Origin of the sequence: Bradyrhizobium sp. (assembly GCF_049581145.1) — a bacterium.
GTDB lineage: Bacteria > Pseudomonadota > Alphaproteobacteria > Rhizobiales > Xanthobacteraceae > Bradyrhizobium.
Genome location: NZ_JBAURI010000981.1, coordinates 1 through 16,848, shown reverse-complemented (window position 1 = coordinate 16,848; position 16,848 = coordinate 1). Strand labels below are relative to the sequence as shown.

At 61.7% G+C, this 16,848-nt stretch carries 15 protein-coding genes, 1 tRNA gene and 3 pseudogenes; 13 read left to right on the top strand and 6 right to left on the bottom strand.

The window, feature by feature from the left end; all coding sequences use genetic code 11:
- The coding region (locus WCB02_RS32040) for an acyl-CoA dehydrogenase family protein (protein WP_423964546.1) at positions 1 to 1,282 on the bottom strand (1,282 nt) is incomplete at its 3' end.
- A gap of 264 nt (positions 1,283 to 1,546) precedes the next feature.
- Here WCB02_RS32040 and WCB02_RS32035 point away from each other — a divergent pair.
- Positions 1,547 to 1,621 (top strand) — tRNA-Gln (locus WCB02_RS32035).
- A 462-nt stretch (positions 1,622 to 2,083) separates the two neighbouring features.
- Here WCB02_RS32035 and WCB02_RS32030 read toward each other — a convergent pair.
- Together WCB02_RS32030 and WCB02_RS32025 are read right to left on the bottom strand one after the other, a co-directional pair.
- On the bottom strand, positions 2,084 to 2,893 hold the full coding sequence (locus tag WCB02_RS32030) for a type 1 glutamine amidotransferase domain-containing protein (protein ID WP_423964543.1): 810 nt from the start codon (positions 2,891 to 2,893) through the stop codon (positions 2,084 to 2,086).
- Between the two features lie 116 nt (positions 2,894 to 3,009).
- Positions 3,010 to 3,807 (bottom strand): SDR family NAD(P)-dependent oxidoreductase, encoded by a 798-nt coding sequence (locus tag WCB02_RS32025; RefSeq protein WP_423964539.1) that lies wholly within the window; start codon positions 3,805 to 3,807, stop codon positions 3,010 to 3,012.
- 111 nt (positions 3,808 to 3,918) lie between these two features.
- Here WCB02_RS32025 and WCB02_RS32020 point away from each other — a divergent pair, with 111 nt between their 5' ends.
- Positions 3,919 to 4,899, top strand: coding sequence for a GlxA family transcriptional regulator (locus WCB02_RS32020; protein WP_423964537.1), 981 nt, complete (start codon positions 3,919 to 3,921; stop codon positions 4,897 to 4,899).
- 146 nt (positions 4,900 to 5,045) lie between these two features.
- Here WCB02_RS32020 and WCB02_RS32015 read toward each other — a convergent pair whose 3' ends face one another.
- Positions 5,046 to 5,549: a TetR/AcrR family transcriptional regulator gene (locus WCB02_RS32015; RefSeq protein ID WP_423964535.1), complete on the bottom strand. Its 504-nt coding sequence runs from the start codon at positions 5,547 to 5,549 to the stop codon at positions 5,046 to 5,048.
- Positions 5,550 to 5,654: 105 nt separating this feature from the next.
- On the opposite strand from WCB02_RS32015, the gene WCB02_RS32010 reads away from it, so the two are divergent.
- From WCB02_RS32010 to WCB02_RS31995, 4 genes and pseudogenes are all read left to right on the top strand, one after another.
- A complete protein-coding gene (locus WCB02_RS32010) occupies positions 5,655 to 6,425 on the top strand; it encodes an SDR family NAD(P)-dependent oxidoreductase (RefSeq protein WP_423964533.1) in 771 nt (256 codons plus the stop codon).
- Positions 6,426 to 6,441: 16 nt separating this feature from the next.
- Entirely contained in the window at positions 6,442 to 6,990 is a 549-nt protein-coding gene (locus tag WCB02_RS32005; RefSeq protein ID WP_423964529.1) for an OsmC family protein, read from the top strand.
- An 8-nt stretch (positions 6,991 to 6,998) separates the two neighbouring features.
- Entirely contained in the window at positions 6,999 to 7,130 is a 132-nt protein-coding gene (locus WCB02_RS32000) for a hypothetical protein (protein ID WP_423964526.1), read from the top strand.
- A gap of 83 nt (positions 7,131 to 7,213) precedes the next feature.
- Positions 7,214 to 7,357, top strand: a pseudogene (locus WCB02_RS31995) (NAD(P)-binding protein); the annotation flags it as partial.
- Here the strand turns inward: WCB02_RS31995 and WCB02_RS31990 are convergent.
- Both WCB02_RS31990 and WCB02_RS31985 read right to left on the bottom strand, forming a co-directional pair.
- A pseudogene (locus WCB02_RS31990) lies at positions 7,356 to 7,710 on the bottom strand (cytochrome d ubiquinol oxidase subunit II); the annotation flags it as partial. The pseudogenes WCB02_RS31995 and WCB02_RS31990 overlap by 2 nt on opposite strands.
- A 10-nt stretch (positions 7,711 to 7,720) precedes the next feature.
- A pseudogene (locus tag WCB02_RS31985) lies at positions 7,721 to 9,115 on the bottom strand (cytochrome ubiquinol oxidase subunit I).
- A 408-nt stretch (positions 9,116 to 9,523) separates the two neighbouring features.
- On the opposite strand from WCB02_RS31985, the gene WCB02_RS31980 reads away from it, so the two are divergent.
- The 7 genes from WCB02_RS31980 (at position 9,524) to WCB02_RS31950 (ending at position 16,351) form a co-directional block, all read left to right on the top strand.
- Complete coding sequence (locus tag WCB02_RS31980) at positions 9,524 to 10,786, top strand: c-type cytochrome (RefSeq protein ID WP_423964524.1); 1,263 nt, start codon at positions 9,524 to 9,526, stop codon at positions 10,784 to 10,786.
- Between the two features lies 1 nt (position 10,787).
- Complete coding sequence (locus WCB02_RS31975) at positions 10,788 to 11,264, top strand: (2Fe-2S)-binding protein (protein WP_423964522.1); 477 nt, start codon at positions 10,788 to 10,790, stop codon at positions 11,262 to 11,264.
- On the top strand, positions 11,257 to 13,557 hold the full coding sequence (locus tag WCB02_RS31970; protein WP_423964520.1) for a molybdopterin cofactor-binding domain-containing protein: 2,301 nt from the start codon (positions 11,257 to 11,259) through the stop codon (positions 13,555 to 13,557). The genes WCB02_RS31975 and WCB02_RS31970 overlap by 8 nt, the downstream gene beginning before the upstream one ends.
- A 20-nt stretch (positions 13,558 to 13,577) precedes the next feature.
- Positions 13,578 to 14,036, top strand: a complete 459-nt coding sequence (locus tag WCB02_RS31965) for a tautomerase family protein (RefSeq protein WP_423964518.1) — start codon at positions 13,578 to 13,580, stop codon at positions 14,034 to 14,036.
- A 160-nt stretch (positions 14,037 to 14,196) separates the two neighbouring features.
- Complete coding sequence (locus WCB02_RS31960) at positions 14,197 to 14,829, top strand: isochorismatase family cysteine hydrolase (RefSeq protein WP_423964515.1); 633 nt, start codon at positions 14,197 to 14,199, stop codon at positions 14,827 to 14,829.
- Positions 14,830 to 14,922: 93 nt separating this feature from the next.
- Positions 14,923 to 15,312, top strand: a complete 390-nt coding sequence (locus WCB02_RS31955; RefSeq protein WP_423964512.1) for a tautomerase family protein — start codon at positions 14,923 to 14,925, stop codon at positions 15,310 to 15,312.
- Positions 15,313 to 15,523: 211 nt separating this feature from the next.
- Positions 15,524 to 16,351, top strand: coding sequence for an enoyl-CoA hydratase/isomerase family protein (locus tag WCB02_RS31950; RefSeq protein WP_423964510.1), 828 nt, complete (start codon positions 15,524 to 15,526; stop codon positions 16,349 to 16,351).
- Positions 16,352 to 16,848 lie beyond the last annotated feature (497 nt).

Here is a 16,848-nt window from a genome sequence, read left to right as displayed (position 1 = left end):
GCTGCGCGGCGCCGGTCTCCTCGATGAAACCCATGCCGCCATGAACCTGCACGCCGAGATAGGCGACGTCGTTGCCGATGTCTGTGGAGAAGGCCTTCGCGATCGGCGTCAGCAGCGCGCCGCGGGCGGCCGCGTCCGCGCGCACCTTCGGATCCGTGGCACGTGCGGCAACATCGAGCGCCACCGCGGTCGCGTAGCAGATGGTGCGGGCCGCAGCCGTCAGCGCCCGCATCTGCAGCAGCATCCGCCTGACGTCGGGATGGACGAAGATCGGGTCGGAGCCATCGCCTGTCTTGCCGACGGCGCGGCCCTGCCGGCGCTCCTGCGCGTAGGCCAGCGCCTGCTGATAGGCGCGGTCGGCGACGCCGACGCCTTCGAGGCCGACGCCGAGCCGCGCCTGGTTCATCATCGTGAACATGCATTGCATGCCGCGGTTTTCCTCGCCGATCAGATAGCCGATCGCGCCGCCGCGGTCGCCCATCGTCATGGTGCAGGTCGGCGAGGCATGCATGCCGAGCTTGTGCTCGATGCCGCTGGCAAAGATGTCGTTGCGTTCGCCGAGCGAGCCGTCGGCATTGACCAGGAATTTCGGGATCAGGAACAGCGAAATGCCCCTAGTGCCCGCGGGCGCATCGGGCAGTCGCGCCAGCACGAAATGCACGATGTTGTCGGTCATGTCGTGGTCGCCATAGGTGATGAAGATCTTCGTGCCCTTGATGCGATAGCTGCCGTCGGGTGCGCGCTCGGCGCGACTGCGCAGCGCGCCGACATCGGAGCCGGCCTGCGGCTCGGTGAGCTGCATGGTGCCGGTCCATTCGCCGGAGACGAGCTTTTCGAGATAGATCCGCTTCAATTCGTCGCTGCCATGGGCGTCGAGCGCCTCGATCGCGGAGAGCGTGAGCAGCGGGCAGAGCCCGAAGGCGACGTTCGACGCGCTCCAGATCTCGGTGCAGGCCGCGTTGATCGCAAGCGGCAGGCCCTGGCCGCCGAACGCTTCCGAACCCGAGACCGCGTTCCAGCCTGCCGCCGTCCATTGCCGGTAGGCGTCGGGCCAGCCGGGCGCGGTGGTCACCTTGCCGGCATCGAGCCTGACGCCGTGCTGGTCGCCGACCCGGTTGAGCGGCGCCAGCACGTCCGAGGCGAATCTGCCGGCTTCCTCCAGCACCGCCGTGGTGATGTCGGCATCGAAATCGCCGTAATGGCCGGCCTCGACCGCAGCCTTGAGGCCCGCGCCATGGTTGAGCGCAAGCAGCATGTCGTTGATCGGCGCGCGGTAGGTCATGGCAGGGCCTCGTTTCAGGGGGCTGCGGGGAGCCGGCTGCCGTATTCCCACGAAAGCCGCGTTCTCTCAACTCCCGGATGGCTGCAAGGGAGTGGGCGAAGCGGCAGAAATTCCTGAGCCCGGATCGCCTCTTCCGCGTTTCATGCGGGGAGACATTGCCGCCTCTCGCCTGTTGAAATGACGGAGCGGTCTCTATAGACCGGCTGGGCCGGACGGGAATCTGCGGTATCTTGTGCTGCCGCCGTTTGCCTGGGAACGGCCAGTTGGGGCGTAGCCAAGCGGTAAGGCAGCGGATTTTGATTCCGCCATTCGGAGGTTCGATCCCTCCCGCCCCAGCCAAGATCTAATACGCTGAATTCTCTGCAGAAACAGCTTTGTTCTCGTGCGGGTTTCCGGGCGCATTTGGAAATCCGCACGCCGTTTTGAAATTCTGTGCTGCTTTCGAGACTCAGGCGAGGTAACGTGTTCGATTGATATATTTTCACGGTGTGGATACGCGCCGTGCCGCGATCGGGCGTCGTGAAGACTTGGAATACGGGCGGCCCACGCGAGGAAGATGGGCGGCCTTTGTGCGAGACCGAAAACAATTCTATGAAAGTTCGTCGTCTCGGTTTGTTCGGTGCGGATTGCGTCGGTTCGATCAGCCCGACGGTCTTGGCCGAGATCCCGGTCTTCGCGGCGAAGAGCGTATGCCGACAGGCTGATATCGGGGACTTCGCAACGTAGGTCTATTGGACGAGAAGCCGGCTGCTCCGGCATCGGCTTGGCTGGAACGCCGGAGCATGAGGGCCAGCAAAACTTTCAGCGTTGAGCGTGCTGTTTCAGTTTGGCGACCAGGGTATCGCCGAACTCCGGTGCCGACATCGGCTGCTGCCCGGTGATCAGCTCGCGATCGACCACCACGTTGCTGTGCCAGTTGGCGATGCTCTCGACGCGGGCGCCGGCCTCGGCGAGTGCGTTCACCGGGTAGAACTGGACGTTTCCGCCCAGACCGTTCGGGCCTTCCAGCGCTTGCTCTTCACCGGTCGAGAAGATGGTCACGCGGTAGCCGGCGTACGGCCAGCCCTTCGTCAGACCGTTCGCCTTGCCGTCGCCCGCGATCATCGAGGCGATGAACGCGTCCGGATCGGGAAGCGCCGACAGCAGCGCGATCGGTCCATGACAGATGATGCCGGTCGGACGACCGGACTCATGGAAGCTGGTCAGGATCTTGCCGAGGTTCTTGTCCTTGAGCAGGTCGACCATCGGCGCGTGCCCGCCGGGGATGAACAGGCCTACGTATCCGTTGGTGCCCTCCGCGACCACGGAAGCCAGCGTCTTCGGATGCTTGAGCTGCTCGAGACCCTCGGCGTACTTCACCGCCGCGGCCCGAGCGGCGTCGTCGCCGCCGAAGAACATCGCGTTGTTGGATTTGACGTCCATCGCCGGCAGGTCGCCCTTCGGATTGGCGATCACCGGCTCATAGCCGGCCTCGACCAGCTTGCGGTAGGGGACCACAAACTCGTTCAGATAGTAGCCGGTCTTGTAGATCTTGCCGTCCTTCAGATCGAGCGCGTTGGCGCTCGACATCACGACGAGGACTTTGCCTTTGGATTGCGCGGAAGTGGTCATTGGAGTCACCATTGCTGGGGCGAGCGCAAGGGCGCCGCCGAGTTTGCGGAAAAACATTTCAGTTGAAGGGAAGCCGCCTTTAAGGGACGGACGCCCGGTTTGATGGGTGAAGCCCGTCAGGCCACGTGGTAGCGCGGAGCGGGTTTCGAGTTACGGAACTTCGGGGACAGGTCGCGCCGCTCCTGCTCCCATCGGGTCCATGCCTCGCCCTCGTGAAGGCCAGGGATGGTCACCGTCTCACCGGCATCGAGGCCGGCCAACGCCGCATCGACAAGGTCCTCGGCTCGCATGGTGATTTCGGAGGACTTCTGCGGCGCATAGCCGGCGATGTCCCAAAATTCCGTGGCGGTGGCGCCCGGCAGCACTGTCTGAACGCGGACGCCCTTTTCGGCCAGATCCTTCTGCAGCGAATGGCCGAAGCTCAGCACGTAGGACTTCGACGCGCTGTAGACGCCGTTCAGGGCTTCCGCCGCGATCCCGACCACCGACGAGATGTTGATGATCGTGCCGGCGCCGCGTGAAACGAAGGCCGGGGCGGCGGCATACGTCAAGCGGGTAAGGGCGGTGATGTTGAGGTCGATCATCGCCTCCATCTTGTCGACGTTGGCTTGCAGGATCGAAGCGACCGAGCCGACGCCGGCGTTGTTCACCAGCATGGTGATGCTCGGATCTTCGCGAAGGACCGCCTCGACCTTGGCCAAGGCGGCCTTATCGTTCAGGTCGGCTTGGAGCGCCGTGACTTGGCGACCGGTCTCGAGCCGCAATCGGCTGGCTATCGAATCGAGACGATCTTTGTTGCGCGCGACCAGGATCAGGTCATAGCCGCGCCTGGCGAGCCGATCGGCGTAGATGGCGCCGATGCCGGAAGATGCCCCTGTGACGAGGGCGCCTCCTTTGGGGGACTGATTGCTCATGGTGTTCTCCGTCCTTGGCGCTCGAGATTGAGCGTGCAGACAGAAAGTACGGTTGCATCATCAAGTCTCAAATGTCATATAAACGGATATTTAGGACACTGGACATCCACCATGCGCGACATCGCTTTCCTTGTTTACCCCGGGTATTCGCTGATGGCGCTTGCCGTCACGGCAGGCTTCGAAGTCGCGAATTCGATGGTCGATCCAAAGCCTTACGACCTCCACTTCGTCTCCGAGAACGGTGGCCCGGTCAAGACATCGGCCGGGATGACGCTTCAGACGGAGATGTTCACGGAAAAGCCGTTCGATACGCTCGTCGTCGGCGGTGCAACCTATCCGGAGCCATCTACGCCGGGTCTGATCGCCTTTGTGCGCGACGCTCCAAAACGCCACCGACGCATAGCGTCGGTATGCACCGGTGCCTTCGTGCTGGCCGAGGCCGGACTTCTGAACGGGCGGCGCGCCACCACGCACTGGCTGCACGCACGAGACCTGCAGCGAAATTACCCGTTGATGAAGATGGAGGAGGACCGCATCTTCATCAACGACGGTCCGATCTGGACCTCAGCCGGCATGACCGCCGGCGTCGACCTCGGGCTGGCGCTCATTGAGAACGACCTCGGTCCTGAACTTGCAAAGGCGGTGGCGCGCAAGCTCGTCGTCTATCATCGCCGCGGCGGCGGCCAATCGCAATTTTCCACGCTGCTCGAACTGTCTCCGAAGTCGGACCGCATTCAGGCAGCGCTTGCCTATGCGCGGGACAATCTTCACAAGCCCCTGACCGTCCCCGACTTGGCCGAGGCAGCTCGTCTCAGCCCGCGGCAGTTCAGCAGGGCATTTCACGCCGAGACGGGTCAGTCTCCGGCCAAGGCAATCGAAAATCTTCGGGTCGAGGGCGCGCGCAACCTCATGGAGCAGAGCCGCCACTCGATCGATGAGGTGGCTCGCCAAACCGGGTTTAGCGACCGCGATCACATGCGGCGTGCATTCTTGCGGGCCTTCGGCCAGCCGCCGCAAGTGCTCAGGCGCAATGCGCGGCTGGAATCGATCGACATCCATAACGAGGCTGACGAACACGAGAGTGTAGATTAGGCTCGCAAAAATCTGCTGCAATCCGCCTAACGATATCTGACGAAACGATTCTTCGAAGAGCAGGCGTTCAACATCTTTGCGATATCCACTTGTGAGGCTATCGACGTCCTCTCAAACACACGGATATGCCTCGCCAATGTTCTAGATCAACGAAGCGCGGCTGTTGCTTCGTCAAAGGTTGAAACATCCCCGCGAACACTGGCCACCAAGATTGCTCCCTCCAGAGTCGCCAATACTGCAACCGCGCGCGTCCGCTTCAGCCCACCCGCGACTAGGCTGTTGATCGCGAGATCGAAGAAGCGTTTTACTTCGGCAACGACTTCCGGCGAGAGATCGCTCAGGGTTACGCCGAGCGCACCGCACAGGCACATGCGCGTGCCATCAGTCAGCGCTTCCCGGAACACATTGCGCCAAGCTTGCACGACATCGGTGCCGGACTTGATCTGCTCGTCGACCGCTTTCGCTATGCGCTCGTTGTATCGACGGGTGACCGCCGCAGCGAGGGCATCCTTGGACGAGAAGTGATAGTGCACGCTGGCGCCCTTTACTCCTACCTCGGCGGCGACGGTCCGGAAGCTGAAGCCGTGATAGCCCGCCTCGCGGATTCGCCGTTCGGTCACATCTAGGATCGCCTCGACGGTGTCTGACATCCCGACTCTCCATCATAAAATCACTTACCTGTCGTTAGATAAGTCTTGCGGGGCCGCCGAGCAAGTGCTAGATGGCCTTACCTAACGTTAGATAGGGAGCTTAATATGACACGGTTCCAAGGCAAGGTAGTTGCGGTAACGGGCGGCGGATCAGGTATCGGTAAGGAAGCCGCTGCCCGGTTCATCGCTGAGGGCGCGCGAGTGGTCATCAACGGTCGCGACGCGGCGAAGCTTGAGGCGGCGGCTCGCGAAATCGATCCGACCGGTGAGAAGGTCATCATTTCGGCCGGCGACATCGCCATCCCTGCTACGGGCGCCGCACTTGTCGATACGGCGGTCTCGAAGTTCGGCGGCCTGGATGTGCTGGTCAACAATGCCGGCGTGTTCAATCCGAAGTCGTTCCTCGAACTGACCGAGGCCGACTACGATTGGTATTTGGACACGATCCTGAAAGGCAAGTTCTTCACCGCCCAAGCGGCAGCCAAGGCGATGAAGGCCAAGGGTGGTGCGATAGTCCAGACCGGCTCGATGTGGGCGATCCAAGCGATCGGCGCGACCCCTTCCGCCGCCTATTCCGCTGCCAATGCGGGCGTCCACGCGATGGTGCGCAATCTCGCGATTGAGCTAGCTCAATACAAAATTCGCATCAACGCCGTGGCCCCTGCCGTGGTCGAGACGCCGGTCTACAACACCTTCATGACTGATGAGCAGGTCAAGGAGACGCTGCCCACCTTCAACGCCTTCCATCCGATCGGCCGCAACGGCCAGCCGCGTGACGTCGCCGAGGCCATACTCTTCCTCGCCTCCGAGCAGGCTTCCTGGATCACTGGCGCGGTGCTTCCGGTCGATGGCGGCGTGACCGCCGGCCGCCAATAAGAAAGGAAAAGAAATTATGTCAATCGTGAATGGAATCGACGTGCCGGCATTGCGGGAGACCATTTCCGCCATTGCAGCCGATCCGGCAAAAGGTCTGGTGAGTTTCAACGTTCTGACGTCTTGGGCTGGCCAAACGCGATCCGAGTCCCGTGTAAAGCCCCTGCATCTCGGGGGAACAGCCTACGACCGTGACTTTGTCATCGCGGCCGATGAACCTGCGCAACTGTTGGGAAAGAACTCGGCGCCAAATCCTCAGGAATTGTTGATGGCAGCTCTGAATGCCTGCATGCTGGTCGGGTACGTGACCGCCGCCGCTGCCGCCAACGTGACCCTGACGAAACTCGAGATCGAAACGACCGGCGAATTGGATCTGCGTGGCTTCCTAAATATCGACCCCCGGGTAAAGCCTGGATACGATGCGCTCTACTACATAGTGCGCATCAGCGGGGATGGAACCCTCGAGCAATTTGAGGCCATACATCAATCGGTTATTCGACTTTCACCAAATCGCTTCAACATCGCCATGCCCGTACGGCTCGAGGCGAAACTAGTCGTAGAATCGTAGCGAGGCGTATGAACGGCCATGGCGCGCCCAAGGAAGAGATCGCAGAAGCGCTGGGCGCAGCCGTGGCGCCGAATGCCGGCGCGGCGCTTACCTACACGGCGCGCGTTTTCGACCCGATCGATATGTCGCCATCGGCGTAAGGCCTACGCGCCGACGGCGAGTGCGTGCGGGATGCACCCCCCTTCATCCCGCACGCACTGATTTCAGTTCGAGGTGCACCTTGATGAATACCCAAGTTGCCATCGTTGGAGGCGGTCTCGCCGGCCTCGTCGCGGCACGTCGGCTGCACGAGGCGGGCGTCGATTTCCAACTCTTTGAAGCACGCGATCGCTTGGGTGGGCGCATCTTAAGCGCAGACGCACGCGGCTAGCCGCGCCGAGCGGAAGCGCGAAGCGGCGGTTTCGCCGTTGCACTGCGCCGCCCGTCTTCCAGATCAGCCACGTTGAACCCGATAGCGCGTACCCGGCCACGAGGGCGCAGCCGGTCAGAACGCTGAACGGGCTAAGCCAATCCAGCCAACCCCCGACATAAGCTCCGCTCGACACCCGGATGCCCTGCGTGATCGCGCCGACGATGATGCCTTGGCTTGCGGGCAGCTACGATCGATCCAGACGCGAAGGCGATATCCCAAACTCTGCGATGCCGTGTCTCGCGCCACCGGAACTCAAACGCTACGCCGCGAAAGATGAGTCCCAGAAGCATGGCGATCATCAGTGGGTACTCCATGATGTCACCCTCTTGTTTGTGTTTCGATCACGGCCGGCGCAGGCGTGATGCCAGCAGCCCGTAACGGTACCTGCGGCGGTTCTGCTTCATGAGCTTGGGGCGGCGTAGCCATTAAGCGAAGCAAGTAGAAAATGCCTGCTCCGAACACGACGAAATAGATGACGATGAGCGCCAGCAAAGATGTCGCGACTGCCGGTGCCGCGATCGGTGAATGCGAATCGGCAGTGAGCAGCAGTCCACAAATCGTGAAGGGTTGACGTCCTACCTCAGTCGTTACCCAGCCAGCGATGACGGCGACAAGGCCGGCGGGTCCCAAAAGGATCGCTATGCGGTGAAGCCAACGCCATTCGAACAGACGGCCGCGCAACCGCGCGCAGCCAACGTGCACAGGCCGCCCAACATTGCAAGCCCAAGGCCGACCATGATGCGGAACGACCAGAATATGACAGGACTTGGAGGCCATTGATCGCGGGGAAAATCTTCCAGGCCGGGGAGCGCTGCGTCGGGATCGTGCCGAGGGATCAACGAGCCCAGTTTCGGAATCGCTAGCTTGTAGTGAACTTCCGCGTCGGTGTTGCTCGGCAGGCCGAATAGAATGAGCGGCGCACCATTCGGGCTACGCTCGAAGTCGCCTTCCATCGCCAGGACTTTGGCGGGCTGGTATTTGAGAGTGTTCAACCCCTGTGTGTCACCCGCCAGAATTTGAAGCGGAGCGACAAATGCGATCATCCCGGTCGCCATGGAAAAGGCCTTCCGTGCTCCAAATTGCCGCGATTTTTCAGCAAGTGCCATGCGTTGACTGCACTAACGACAAGCGCGGTCGTGAGGAAGGTACCGAGCACCGTGTGAACAAGGCGGTAGGGAAAGCTCGGGTTGAAGATAATCGGCCGCCAGGAGCCGGCAGGCACAAACTGACCTTGTTGGTTGACGGCGAAGCCGCTCGGCGTGTGCATCCAGCTATTGGCGCTGATGATCCACGTCGCCGAAAGCAATGTCCCCAAGGCCACCATGCAGGTGGCAAAAAAAGAACCCCTTTGCCGACTTATTTGATGCCGAACAGCATGACACCGAGGAAGCCGGCTTCGAGAAAAAATGCCGTCATCACTTCGTACGCCATGAGCGGTCCGATTATTGGACCTGCCTTGGCGGAAAAGACGCTCCGGTTCGTGCCGAATTCATCGGACAACACAAGGCCGGACACGACGCCCATACCGAACACGACCGCGAAGATCTTCAGCCAGCAGCTGTACAGGTTTGCGTAGATACCGCTTCCGGTCCGCATCCACAGCGCTTCCAGCACGACCAGATAACTTGCGAGACCGATCGAGAACGAGGGAAATATGAAGTGAAATGAGACGGTGAATGCGAACTGGGCTCTCGCAAGCGTCAAAGCGTCCATTGTCCGTCCATTCCCTCATCTACCAGTTCGAGCAAACGGGAGCCGCTCCACGGTGGTTGGTCGGGGGCCGATTGATGAAGGTGACGCGGAGCCCCACGCGCTCGCAGCGAACGATTGCGATCACCGGGAACGATAGGGGCAGCTGGACTGACCGAAAATGCCGAATAAGCGACGATTTAGGCCGTCCGAATAGTCTGTCCTAAATTGTCGGATATTCGACATTCGCGTCTCGGATGACGCGCAGTAGCTTGAACCGCGAAACAGCGAATGCCCAGCCGCTGGCGGGTCTTCGAACCGCTCAAGCCAGTGGTCGCCGGAGAGACGAACGTGTCGAATACCGCCTCACTATCCTCACGAATGAACGGCCGAACCTTCCGAAGGTGGGCACTGTATGCAGCCGGGGCGACCGTGGTCGGATTGATTGGATTCGCCGCGCTCGCTTGGCGTCCGGCAATCCCAGAAGTCGCCACGCCACTTCCTTCGAGCTTCAGCCCGGATGTGGTCGCGCGCGGGGCGATGCTGGCCTCGATAGGATATTGCTCCACCTGCCACAGCGTTGAAGGCGGCCAGCCCTATGGCGGCGGCTACGCCATGAGGAGCCCATTCGGCACGCTCTACTCGACAAATATCTCGCCGGACCGGGAGACCGGCATTGGGGCGTGGTCGAAGGAGGCCTTCCGGCGGGCCATGCACGAAGGCGTCGCCAGGGACGGCTCCCATCTATTTCCGGGTTTTCCGTACGATCACTTCACCAAGATCAGCGATGATGATGTCGACGCCATCTACGCTTTCATGATGACGCGACCGGCCGTCCACGCGCCGGCTCACCCGAATGAACTGCTGTTCCCGCTGGGAATCCGGGCGTTGCAGGCCGGTTGGAAGCTGCTGTTCTTTAGGTCAGGAAGGTTTGAGCCGTCAGCGGATCACGACGCCCAGTGGAATCGGGGCGCGTATATCGCCGAAGCATTGAGCCACTGCTCGGCTTGCCATACGCCGCGCAATCCGCTTGGCGCGGAACGGGGCGGCGCTTCACGCTACACGGGTGCGTCGGTCGACGGCTGGTTTGCGCCGCCACTCACTGCCGCGAATCCATCGCCAGTGCCTTGGACGTCCGACGAACTCCACGCCTACCTGTTCCAGGGGCTCAGCCGCTTTCACGGCACCCCCTCCGGTCCGATGTCGCCGGCTGCGCATGGGCTGGTCGCCCTGTCGGCGGCAGATCGGGACGCGCTCGTGCGCTATGTCGCTTCACTCAGCGGCGGTGATGCACGACCTCAAGCCGTTGCGACGGCCACGAGCGAGGCCCTGCGGATCGATGCGACCAGCACTGGTCGTCAGCTCGATCCCGATGGCCGGCTATATGTCGCCGCTTGTGCATCCTGCCATTACAACGGTTCGGCCGGCATCAACCCGAACCGCCCCGATCTTGCGTTGAACAGCGCCGCTCATCTTGCCGATCCAGCTAACCTGATCTGCGTGATCCTGTTTGGGATTGACGCAACGGAAGGTGCACCCGGGCTGGTGATGCCTGCGTTCGGTACGGGCTTCAGCGATGCCGAAGTTGCTCGGATCGCCGCCTACCTTCGCCGCACCCGTACCAACGAGCCGCCGTGGCCGCACCTCGAGAAGACCGTCGGTGAAATCCGTGCACAGGGAAAAGGAGTAGGCTGACATGGCCACAAATTTTCGGATCAACGGACGTTCCGCCAGCGTCGCGGAAGAAACCGATACGCCGCTGCTCTGGGTCATCCGCGACGAGATCGGTCTGAAGGGCACGAAGTTCGGCTGCGGAATAGGCATGTGCGGGGCTTGCACGGTCCATGTCGGCGGCCGACCGACACGCTCCTGCATTACTCCGCTCCGCGCCGTCCACGGCGCGGAGATCACGACGATCGAGGGGCTGCATCCCGACGGCGATCATCCGGTTCAGCAAGCATGGCGCGATTTGCAGGTGCCGCAATGCGGCTATTGCCAATCGGGGCAAATCATGCAGGCCGTGGCTCTCCTGCGGGATTTTCCGGCGCCGACGGATGCCGACATCGACGCGGTGATGTCGGGCAACCTTTGCCGCTGCATGACCTATCCCCGGATCCGCGCTGCGATCAAGGCAGCCGCTGCCATGTCCGTCGGGAAGGTGAACCATGAATAGGCCGCTGCGCCTCAGCCCTGAGTTGGCGCTCTCGCGCAGGAGTTTCCTCATTGCGAGCATTGCGGCGAGCGCCGTGTTCGGATTCGCGCCTCCGGCCAGGGCAGCCAATGTCCTGCCTCTTCCGGATCCTTTCAAGGATCCGGGCGGTCCCCTGTTCCAGCCGACCATCTGGTTCAGCATCGATACGAACGGCGTCATCTCGATCAATATCGCCAAAGCCGAGATGGGGCAACACATCGGAACAGCGCTCGCGCGCATTCTTGCCGAAGAGCTCGATGCGGACTGGAGCCAGGTACGGCTCGTGAGCGTAGATACCGACCCGAAGTGGGGGCCCATGATCACCGGCGGCAGCACCTCGGTCTGGTCCACGTACCCGATTTTCAGCCAAGCCGGGGCGGCGGGCCGCATGACCCTCATCGAGGAAGGCGCCAAGCTGCTTGGCGTCGGCCCGCAGGACTGCGTCGCCCGTCAGGGCCGCGTGGAGGCCGGAGATCGCTCGATCGGGTACGGCGAGATCGTACGCCGAGGCGACCTGTCCCGGCGCTTCAGCGCCGATGATCTCAAGAACCTGAAGATCAAGACTCCCGACAAGCGCACGCTGATCGGGAAGCCTACACGCGCGCTCGACATCCCGCCCAAGACCAAGGGCCAGGCGGTTTACGGCATCGACGCCGAGGTCGATGGCATGCTCTACGCGCGGCCGAAGCTGCCGCCGACGCGCTACGGCTCCAAGGTACTTTCGGTCGACGACACGGCCGCGCGCAAGGTGAAGGGCTATCTCCGCAGCATCGTGCTCGACGATCCGTCCGGCACCGTTCCGGGCTGGGTCATGGTGATCGCCGAGACCTATCCAGCGGCGGTCCGGGCCACCGATTTGGTGCAGGTCTCTTGGCAAAATGATGAGACCGCTCATGTCTCGGACAAGGATCTGCAGGCGCATGCCGCCGCGCTCATCGCTGATCCAGGGGCCGGCGCCGTCCTCGATACCGGGGGCGGAGACGTGGTCGCTGCTTTCAGCCAAGCCAAGTCGACCATCGAGGCGACCTACACCACCGCCGGCGTGCTCCACTTTCAACTCGAGCCGGTGAATGCCTTGGCGTTCGAGAGGGACGGCGTGATGGAGATCCACACCGGCAACCAGGCGCAGAGCTTCATCCTGCCGGTACTTTCCAAGGCTTTGGCGCTGCCGCCCGAGAAGATCGTCATGCGATCCTACCTTATCGGCGGCGGGTTTGGGCGCCGGCTGAACGGTGACTATAGTGTCCCCGCAGCGCTGGCCGCCAAGGCGCTGAGCCGGCCGGTGAAGATGATCCTGACCCGCGCAGACGATTCCGTGCTTGACTCGATCCGCTCGCCGACCGTGCAGACGCTGAGGATCGGTTTCGATGCCGACCAGAAGCCCGTGGCGATGGATCACGCGGCCGTTGCTGGCTGGCCGACCAAGGCGATGGTCCCAGTTGGGCTCGTCAAGGGAACGAACGGCGCGCTCTACGATCCGTTCTCGATCGCGGGTGCCGACCACTGGTACGATATGGGCGTGTCCCGCGTGCGCGCGATCAATAACGACCTGGCCCAGAAGAGCTTCCGTCCGGGTTGGCTCCGGGCGGTGGCGCCGGGCTGGACCAATTGGGCGCTCGAATCTTTCATCGACGAGGCCGCCCACGAGATCGGCCAGGATCCGCTCGAATTTCGTCTCGGCCGCTTTACCGGTCGCGGCATCAATGCCGGGTCCGCGCCGAATGCCGTTGGCGGGGCGCACCGCCAAGCGAACGTGCTGCGAAGGGTCGCGCAACGGGCCGGATGGGGCCGCCAACTGCCCGCCAACACCGGGGTGGGCCTCGCCAGCTCTTTCGGGCAGGAGCGCGAGATGCCGACCTGGTGCGCTTGCGCCGCGGAGGTCGAGGTTGACCGAAAGACGGGCGTCGTCTCCGTGCGCAAGCTTTGGCTCGACATCGATGCCGGCAGCATCATCGATCCGGACGGTGCGCGCGCCCAGGCCGAGGGCGCCATGCTCTGGGGCCTCAGTATGGCGCTCCATGAGGGAACGGACTTCGCCAACGGCAAGGTTCGCGACACCAATCTGGACACCTACACACCGGTGCGCATCAGCGATGTTCCCGAATTCGACATCGCTTTCGTCGAGAGCACCGAGGCGCCGATGGGCCTGGGAGAACCGCCGACCACGGTCATTGCACCGGCGATCGGAAACGCGATCTTCGCGGCCACGGGCCTCCGTCTTCGCCGTCTCCCGATAACGCCCGGCGATGTGCTCAACGCCGCTGCGCACACGTAGCCCTAACCAAGGAGAGATCCATGCCGACTTACGTGTGCGCCGTTCCAGCAAAATTGCTGAGCGACGAGCAGAAGAACCAGATTGCCGTTGCGATCAGCCATCGCCATGGCGAAGCGACGGGCGCTCCGTCCTTCTTCGTTCAAGTCGTCGTCGAAGAAACCGAGTCGGCCAGACGCTACCTGGGCGGTGAACCGGCCGACGACCACATCTGGATTCGCGGGGATATTCGCGCGGGTCGGCCCGAGGACGTACGCGGACGGCTGATGCTCAGCATCATGAGAGACGTCAGCGCCATCGCCAAAATTCGAGAGGAGTCGATATGGGTCTACCTGTGCAATCTGGAGCCGACGGACATGGTCGAATATGGCCACGTCTTGCCGCCGCCCGGCAAGGAACAAGAATGGTTTGAAAGCCTGCCTGCGCCCCTGCAGTCCTATCTGAAGGGGCTCGGTGCGAAGCAGGAGACGTTGCGTCTCTGAGCCATGGCGCCGGCCGATGCATCCTATGGTCGGGCCCCGCCGCCAAGTCTGAAAATGACGCATCGAGGTTTTTCAGTGACGACTGGCCGGCAGGACAGCCCGACACGCCGAACGGACGCGCCTCGTAGCACCGATTGTTAATCATACCCAGGAGTATCAAATGTCAGAATCTCACTACGATGCGTCACGCACCGGATTGCTGTTGGTGGATCCCTACAATGATTTCCTCTCGGACGGCGGAAAGATCTGGCCGATGGTGAAGGAGGTCGCGAACGAAGTCGGTCTTCTCGAACATCTCCGTTCGGTGGTCGCGGGTGCGAGAGCCGCCGGCGTCCGGATCTTCTTCGTTCCTCATCGCCGATGGGAACCGGGCGATTACGAGAGCTGGGATCATCCGAACCCAAGTCAGCAGCTGCTACAGCAACTGCAGCCGTTCGCCAACGGAACCTGGGGCGGAGAGTGGCACCCTGATTTCATCCCGCACGCTGATGACATCATCATCAAAGAGCACTGGGCGCAGAGCGGATTTGCCAATACCGATCTCGATTTTCAGCTTAAGCAGCACGGAATCACGCATGTCATCGCTGTAGGACTGCTTGCCAATACCTGCATCGAGTCCACTGGCCGCTTTGCCATGGAATTGGGGTATCACGTGACCCTGGTACGCGACGCGACGGCCGCATTCAGTCACGACCACATGCACGCGGCGCACGACCTGAATGGTCCGACGTTCGCTCACGCCATCCTGACGACACCGGATTTGTTGGCGGCGCTGGCTCCAGCTGAGCGTTAGGACCGGATCCAATCCCGATCACCGGCGCATGTCTTCGCATCGAAGATCGGGCCGAGGACGAAAAGCGATGCCAACCGTATAGGGAGCCTGAAAATGCCACTCGTTAGGATCGACGTCGACGTTGCAATACCTGCGGAAGTCCGACAGAAGCTCAGCGACATTGTCTACGACGCGATGACATCGATCGCGAAAGTCCCAGCCAACGACAAGTTCGTGATCGTCTCGACGCATGCGCCGGGTGACTTGGTCTACCCGAAAGAGGGCTACCTCGGCATCAACTACACATCGCAGATCGTGTTCATTCAGGTCACTTGGAATGCCGGTCGAACTGTCGACGTGAAGAAAGCGTTCTATCGCAGGATCGCAGACGACGTCCACGAAAAGACAGGGATCCGCAAGCAAGATGTCTGGATCAGTCTGGTGGACGTATCTCCGGAAAACTGGTCCTTCGGCAACGGCGAAATGCAGTACGCCCCCAAATGACTGGTTGCGGCAGCTCGAGCACTATGCGTCGAGAGGCCGAGGCTCAGGCCTGCCGCCCGGCTATTCCAGTCTGGAAAGGCTCTCGATGATCGACGATCTCTGCGTATGCACCGGCTCGCGACAAGCTGCGCATGCCATGACCGAGATTTACGATCAGGACCATTAGCCAACATCATCCGTCCTGACAGATAACCCTTCATTGGAGTATCACATGGCCAACCACAACCGCCTGACCGTCAAACAAGTAACGCCCGCTTATTGGCACGTCTCGATCAACAACCCACCAATCAATCTTTTCGATCCGGAGATGTTCGCGGAGTTCAACGTTCTGATGGACAAGATCGACGGCGACAAGGACATCAAGATCGTCGTTATCGAGAGCGCGAATCCGCAATATTTCATCGCGCACTTCGACATCGTTCGCGGCGAAACCATCCCCGACCAGCCGGGAGCCGCCGATTTCGGCGCTTGGCCCGGGTTCGTGACTCGCCTGGCGGAGTCTCGCGTCGTCAGTGTCGCGAAGCTTAGGGGACGAGCGCGAGGCCACGGCTCGGAACTAGCTCTCGCCTGCGATATCCGCTTTGCTTCCAAAGAGAAAGCCATCCTGTCCCAGCCCGAGGTCGGTGTCTCGGTCGTTCCAGGCGGCGGCGCCACGGAGTGGCTGCCGGCGCTGGTAGGCCGCTCGCGAGCGCTCGAGATATTCTGTGGCTCTGACGACTTCGATGCCGATACCGCGGAAAAATATGGCTGGGTAAATCGATCGATCCACGACGCCCAACTCGACGCGTTTGTCGATAATTTCGCCCGCCGGGTATCCAACTTCGACAAGCGCGCCCTCGAACTCGCGAAGAAGACTGTCAACGCACGTGCTGGCGTTCCGTCTGAAGCTGAACGCTGGGGATCCAACCGAGCGTTCGTATGGACTACGACTTGGCCAGAGACTCAGGCGAAAATCGGCAGACTCATGGGAATGGGATTGCAACAGGACAACGATCTGGAGCTGAACTTCGGCAAACATATCGGCCTGCTGATCGACTAACGCTTCCGCCGCGAAGCGTGCTGGCGCCGCCTCGCGGAAGGCGCCAGCCGTCTAAGCAAAGGTTCTAGCGCGGCGTGTCCGGTCTACCGAGCGTCCGCGCTGTAAGTCTTCAAACGAATTGGCAGGAGGCCTGAAGATGGCTGAGCTCGACGCCGAGAACATGATGAGCGTTGAACTGGCTGGGTTCGGAGCCGCCAGCGTTAACCGCGATCTCGTTTGGTGCTCGGCGGGCTCTCGGGCTCGGGCTGCGTGTTGCGAACGGCCTCGGTCAGCATCTCGCGCAGCTCAGCCTTGCTCTTCGGCGGCTCTCGCGTAAAGGGCTTTTGCCATTGGTTCATACACAACCATATGGCGATGCCGGATGTCGAATTAAACCCCCTTCGCTGGAAAGGCGCTGTTTTCAGTCCTCAAGGCGTTTCCCGATTGCGTAGAATCGGAAAACGCCCCCGTTGTCCTTGGACGGTCGCATTTTCCTACGGAAAGCCGGTGTCGGCCTT